Source organism: Vibrio sp. 10N.222.48.A3, assembly GCF_041475345.1.
GTDB lineage: Bacteria > Pseudomonadota > Gammaproteobacteria > Enterobacterales > Vibrionaceae > Vibrio > Vibrio tasmaniensis_A.
This window is the reverse complement of sequence record NZ_JBFRVX010000636.1, coordinates 1-5,678: the sequence shown is the minus strand read 5'-3', so window position 1 is coordinate 5,678 and position 5,678 is coordinate 1. Positions and strand designations below refer to the sequence as shown.

The following is a 5,678-nucleotide window of genomic DNA, read 5'->3' as shown; positions in this document are numbered from 1 at the left end:
GTCTAAGTTGACATGATTGTCAAACTTAGACACTCCAGAATTAGAGGCAAAAAGAGCGCTGTATGATCCGATTGAATCTAGCTCTCGATATGGAAAAATCATTGATGAGGAGGTTTAACCCTCCCCATCACTTCGCTATGATTTCACTATCTATTTCGTGATGATCTCCGGCCCCATCAAGGTAGTCGGTAACCATGTTGATACCCAAGGTACGTAGGTTACGATAATCAGAAATAAGAACATCACGCCAACCCATGGCAGTGCGGCTTTTACTACGTTCATCATCGACATCTTGGCAACCCCTGCGGTCACAAACAAGTTGAGCCCCACAGGCGGTGTTATCATCCCTATCTCCATGTTCACAACCATCATGATACCTAGGTGAATAGGGTCGATACCCAGTGCAATTGCAATTGGGAATACCAACGGCGCAACGATGATCAGCAAGCCTGATGGCTCCATGAACTGCCCACCAATCAAGAGTAGAACGTTCACCACAATCAAGAAGGTGATCGGCCCTAAACCTGCAGACAACATCGATTCCGTGATCATCTGAGGAATACGTTCTTCTGTCAGTACATGCTTAAGAATCAGAGCATTGGCAATGATAAACAGCAACATGATGGTCAGCTTGCCCGCATCATAGAGCGTGTCTTTGGTGTCTTTATGGAAAAACGTTTGGAACACTTTCACCAAAGCAGGCTTTGTATTTTTCTTCTCCGCAAACGGCCCCATATCTTTGTAGATAAAGTTGGCAATGAAGAACGCGTAAACCGCTGCAACAGCCGCCGCTTCTGTCGGAGTAAAGATACCGCCGTAGATACCACCTAAAATGATAACAATCAGCAACAAGCCCCAGCTCGCATCCTTCGCGGCTGCGAACATCTCACCCCAGCCTACAAATGGTTGTGCAGGAATTTTCTTAATACGTGCTGCAATGTAGATAGCTATCATCAACATCACGCCCGCCAACAGGCCAGGAATCACACCGCCTAAGAACATACGACCGACAGATACATCCGTCGCCGCAGCGTAAACCACCATAACGATGGATGGTGGAATCAAGATACCCAACGTACCCGCGTTACAGATAACCCCTGCCGCGAACTCTTTTGTGTAGCCGTTTTTGATCATACCAGCGATAACAATACTACCGATTGCCACTACCGTTGCTGGAGACGACCCAGATAACGCTGCGAACATCATACACGCCACAACCGATGCCATTGCTAAACCGCCGCGGAACCAACCCACCATTGCAATAGCAAAACGGATAATACGTTTCGCCACACCACCAGTAGACATAAAGCTAGAGGCCAAGATAAAGAAAGGGATCGCTAAGAGTGTGTAGTGGCCTGCAAATGCATTAAACAGCGTTTGTGCAACCGAAGCTAGTGACGCATCAGAGTGCATCAACAAGAATATGACGCTCGATAAACCAAGGGAAATCGCAATTGGTACACCGACCAACATGAAAGCAATTACCATTAAAAATAGAAATAACATTGCCATGATTAGTCTTCCTTACCGTTAGATTTTGTACCCGACTCGTTCGCCTTGTTTTGCTTAGTCGAATCCAATACCGCTGTCGCGTCTTCATCAGAACCCGCTAACACATCAGCTTTCAATGCATCCAGCTCTTCTTCGGCTTCATGCCCCGCTATCATGCGATCAAGCTTGCCTGTGACTACTTGGTAAGCAACTTGGGCAAAACGGAACGTCAGCATTGCCATACCAATAGGCAGTGCCATGTAAGGAATAAAACGTGGCAGTTTCTCGTATCGCTCGCCTTCATTCATCCAGTCGGCAAGGAACTGAAGCATCTCTGGCATTGGAATATCATCGGTCTCGTACCAAGCGCGCTCAGTCGCGAACGGGTACCAGTAATTCCAAGAACCTATAAGAAGTAAGATTGAGAATGCTAGGCAGCTTGTGACGGCGATTAACGCATACACTTTGCGTAGCTTTTCTGGGGCAAGGTTGATGATCACATCAACACCAATGTGGAAGTGTTTTTTAACGCCATAAGATGCGCCCACTAACACCATCCAAGCGAACATGAACACCGTCAGTTCTAGTGCCCATAAGATATTGCCATTGAATGCGTATCGAAATACCACATTGGCAAAAGTAAGTAGCGTCATTGCGCCAAGGAAAAATGCGATTAATGACTCTTCAATCACATCCGTAACTCTTCCGACTTTGGAAAAAAAAGAGGTTTCCAGTGCTGATTCGCTAGAATTTGGCTGTTCCATTTGAGGATTATCCATAATTGACTCCGCTTATAGTTATTTTAATGAGGAGTGGCGAAATTCACGCCACTCCCTTAGCGGTGTTATTGGTTTGAAGCTAACGCTGCATCGATAAGATCTGAACCGATGTCTTTTTCAAACTTCTTCCATACTGGTTGAAGCGCAGTTACCCATGCTTCACGCTGTTCAGGCGTAAGCGTACGAACTTCACCACCCGCTTCGATGATGTTGTTTTTGTTCGCTAGGTTAACTTTTGAAGATTCTGCGTTACGAGTCTCAGACACTTCTTGAACGATTGTGCCAAGTTGCGTACGTACATCTTCAGGTAGGTCTTTCCAGAAGTCGTTCGACGTTACTACGAGGTAATCAAGAATACCGTGGTTAGTTTCTGTCACGCCGTCTTGTACTTCAAAGAACTTCTTACCGTAGATGTTTGACCATGTGTTCTCTTGGCCATCGATAACCTTAGTCTGTAGGCCACCGTATACTTCTTTGAAAGACATCTTCTGTGGGTTAGCACCTAGCTGTTCAAACTGAGCAACCAATACGTCTGATGCTTGAACACGGAATTTCAAGCCTTCCGCGTCTTCAGGATTGATAAGAGGTTTGTTTGCTGACATCTGTTTCATGCCATTGTGCCAAAACGCTAGGCCTTGAAGGCCACGACGCTTCATCGCGTTCTTCAGCTTTTCGCCAGACTCTGAGTTTTGGAAACGGTCAACAGCTTCTACGTCTTCAAATAGGAAAGGAAGGTCAAAAATGCGGTATTTCTTAGTGAACTTCTCAAATTTAGACAGCGAAGGAGCCGCCATTTGAACATCACCATTTAACAGGGCTTCCAGTACTTTATTATCATCGTAGAGTGTTGAGTTAGGGAAAACTTGCATACAAGCTTTGCCATTCATTTCCGTGTTTACTCGCTCTTCCAGTAAAGAAGCGGCAATGCCTTTCGGGTGCTTATCGGTATTGGTTACATGACTGAATTTAATCACGATTTCACCTGGGTCACAGTTTGCAGCAGCATTAAAACTTGTGAGCACCAGAGCAGATACAGACAGCAGGGTAAGAGGCTTAAACATTATTATTCTCCTTAGTAAACAAAGCAGCCCTTCAATGGGAACTGCGTGCTTTCACTAAGGCAATTAGCGCGCCACATTGACACAAATCATTAACAACCCTTTAACCGTAAGGCTTCATGATATCTGCCTGCAGCAGTCACTAACTCGCTGCAAAAATCAATGGGTGGAAAGTGACACATAGAATATTTGTAAATGGGTGGAAGCTGACCAAAGCATCGGTGATAAATGAGGTCTGACCAAAAGCTCGATTGCCGATGATACCTTGAAGTAATTTCGACCTATCCTGTAGAGTGCTGCACAACTTAGTCAGATTTACTACAACGCTACTTAATAAGAGTTGATATCAATGAGCCAGATCTACCATCACCCAGTACAAATTTACTATGAAGATACCGATCACTCAGGTGTGGTTTATCACCCTAACTTTCTAAAGTACTTTGAGCGTGCACGCGAACATGTCTTGGGTAGCGATAAACTGGCAACATTGTGGAATGAACATGGATTAGGTTTTGCGGTATATAAAGCCAACATGACTTTTCAAGATGGGGTTGAGTTCGCTGAGATCTGCGACATCCGCACCTCTTTTGAACTCGATGGCAAATACAAAACGCTATGGCGACAAGAAGTGTGGCGTAAAGATGCAACCAAACCCGCAGTGATTGGTGATATCGAAATGGTCTGTTTAGATAAAGACAAACAACTTCAGCCAGTGCCTGCTGAAGTCTTAAAAGCGATGCTTGGCGAAACGAGTTAACCTCATCTTACCTCACCTCACCAAACTCGCTTAAAGGAGATGAGACGACGAAAAGGTTCTCATCTCTATCTGCATGGGTAGCAAATTCCCACCAAGAGTCACGGCGAAACGATACTGGTCATCTAATCGACCCAAGCAACATTGCCAATCTGTAGAAATATCGTCTTGTTGATAAGAATCCAAATCCAACCCAATCCCGCTATCTAGCCTGATTTCGCGATACAATCTAATTTCATCCTGCAAGTTTGGTTGAAAATCCGAAGCGTGAATTGGCAATGTTTGCTCCGTCAGATTGGAGAAATCGAACGAAAAGCTTCGCAACGATGTGGCTAGCCCCTTCCCCGTCGCTTTGATGTACGACTCTTTCAACGCCCACAGATCGAAAAAACGCTCTCTGTGTTCTTCTTTGCTGAGCTCAAGTAAATCCGCCAATTCTTTATCTGAAAAGTAGTGCTTCATGATCGAGTCGATATTGGTCGAACTTCTTGCGTGTTCAATATCAACACCCAATTGAACTTGCTTCCCTTTTCTCTGGCAAACTGCAATCAACAAATGTTCTTTGCTATGACTGATATTGAAATTCAGGCCGGTTTCTATTTGTTGTTTCTCTATTAATCTCGGCTTCCCTTTCTCACCATATTCAAAGCGCCACGCTTCAGGCATCAAATCAGAATAGCTAGACAGCACCTTTCTCAGATAATTTCGTACATACAAAGCTTGAATCTGAGATGAGGGCATTCGATAACGCTCAACTTTGGCAATCTCATCGGCTGTCAGTCTCTTTTTGAGCTGCGATACATTGTTTGGCTGGTCATTTAAATTACTCAGAGAACATAGCCACAAATCAACAACGGGAGTTTTCATTTAACTCGAACTCACTTCTATAAATCACTCTTCAAAACACGATTGGAACAACCCAATCGAACAAATTTAACTCACCTATAAATTAAGTGGAACCTAGAGAATACGGGAGGGAAACACCCTTCATATAGGGACTTAAAACTAACTTTTAAAATAATAACAAATTAAAACACAGATCACACTCCACCTTACAGAACAGGCATCTATTAAATGTTACTTACAAAAATCTGACATAGATCCCACCAAGTCAAGAAATAGAGTATAAACACTAAAAAACCACCCATATCCATTAATTATCAATAAGTTAATTCCATTAAAAATACAAAAAACAAAAGTTCAGCAAAATCATCTGGTCTGAACAGATCATAGTGGCCTCTGGGAGCATTGTATCGGCCACTCACCTCGGGTAGCCTGCTCAACCATTAAACAAATTCACACGTTTTCTTTGCGGATACCGACTTGTCGTTTAGTCAGACTTTGAACAGGATTTTAATGGACATCGCCTCAACATTTGAATGCCACCGTCGCGCATGAAACACCTCCCCTACTCTCGTAAGTCAACGCACTTCGTAAAACTAATTTCTATCTGGTTGCCGCCACTCAGCAACCTGAATTTTCAGCTGCGCTTCCCTAAGTCTGTTTCAGATTTTCTTTCTATAGCTTTAAAAGCGCAGCCTCAAAACACGACATCACTTTCTGTGATTTCTAGTGGAGACTCATAATGAGCCAACC

General features: G+C 43.9%; 6 protein-coding genes. 2 read left to right on the top strand and 4 right to left on the bottom strand.

Features of this window, described 5'->3' with window-relative positions; genetic code table 11:
• Positions 1 to 150 precede the first annotated feature (150 nt).
• The 3 genes from AB4653_RS17570 to AB4653_RS17560 all read right to left on the bottom strand — a co-directional run bounded on the left by AB4653_RS17570 (position 151) and on the right by AB4653_RS17560 (position 3,331).
• Positions 151 to 1,512, bottom strand: coding sequence for a TRAP transporter large permease (locus AB4653_RS17570; protein ID WP_009847289.1), 1,362 nt, complete (start codon positions 1,510 to 1,512; stop codon positions 151 to 153).
• A gap of 2 nt (positions 1,513 to 1,514) precedes the next feature.
• Positions 1,515 to 2,270, bottom strand: coding sequence for a TRAP transporter small permease (locus AB4653_RS17565; protein WP_009847290.1), 756 nt, complete (start codon positions 2,268 to 2,270; stop codon positions 1,515 to 1,517).
• 65 nt (positions 2,271 to 2,335) lie between these two features.
• Complete coding sequence (locus AB4653_RS17560) at positions 2,336 to 3,331, bottom strand: TRAP transporter substrate-binding protein (protein ID WP_009847291.1); 996 nt, start codon at positions 3,329 to 3,331, stop codon at positions 2,336 to 2,338.
• Positions 3,332 to 3,677: 346 nt separating this feature from the next.
• Between AB4653_RS17560 and AB4653_RS17555 the strand changes: the two genes are divergently transcribed.
• The gene (locus AB4653_RS17555; RefSeq protein WP_009847292.1) at positions 3,678 to 4,085 is read left to right on the top strand and encodes a thioesterase family protein; all 408 of its coding nucleotides are present in this window, start codon (positions 3,678 to 3,680) and stop codon (positions 4,083 to 4,085) included.
• A gap of 30 nt (positions 4,086 to 4,115) precedes the next feature.
• Here the strand turns inward: AB4653_RS17555 and AB4653_RS17550 are convergent, their stop codons facing one another.
• Positions 4,116 to 4,949, bottom strand: a complete 834-nt coding sequence (locus AB4653_RS17550) for a 4'-phosphopantetheinyl transferase superfamily protein (protein WP_009847293.1) — start codon at positions 4,947 to 4,949, stop codon at positions 4,116 to 4,118.
• Between the two features lie 527 nt (positions 4,950 to 5,476).
• On the opposite strand from AB4653_RS17550, the gene AB4653_RS17545 reads away from it, so the two are divergent.
• Entirely contained in the window at positions 5,477 to 5,668 is a 192-nt protein-coding gene (locus tag AB4653_RS17545; RefSeq protein ID WP_083784101.1) for a hypothetical protein, read from the top strand.
• Positions 5,669 to 5,678 lie beyond the last annotated feature (10 nt).

Bases quoted from the DNA above. Each gene is read 5' to 3' on its own strand.
- AB4653_RS17545 (WP_083784101.1), top strand. From the start codon at position 5,477: ATGAAACACCTCCCCTACTCTCGTAAGTCAACGCACTTCGTAAAACTA.
- AB4653_RS17555 (WP_009847292.1), top strand. From the start codon at position 3,678: ATGAGCCAGATCTACCATCACCCAGTACAAATTTACTATGAAGATACC.
- AB4653_RS17570 (WP_009847289.1), bottom strand. From the start codon at position 1,512: ATGGCAATGTTATTTCTATTTTTAATGGTAATTGCTTTCATGTTGGTC.
- AB4653_RS17550 (WP_009847293.1), bottom strand. From the start codon at position 4,949: ATGAAAACTCCCGTTGTTGATTTGTGGCTATGTTCTCTGAGTAATTTA.
- AB4653_RS17565 (WP_009847290.1), bottom strand. From the start codon at position 2,270: ATGGATAATCCTCAAATGGAACAGCCAAATTCTAGCGAATCAGCACTG.
- AB4653_RS17560 (WP_009847291.1), bottom strand. From the start codon at position 3,331: ATGTTTAAGCCTCTTACCCTGCTGTCTGTATCTGCTCTGGTGCTCACA.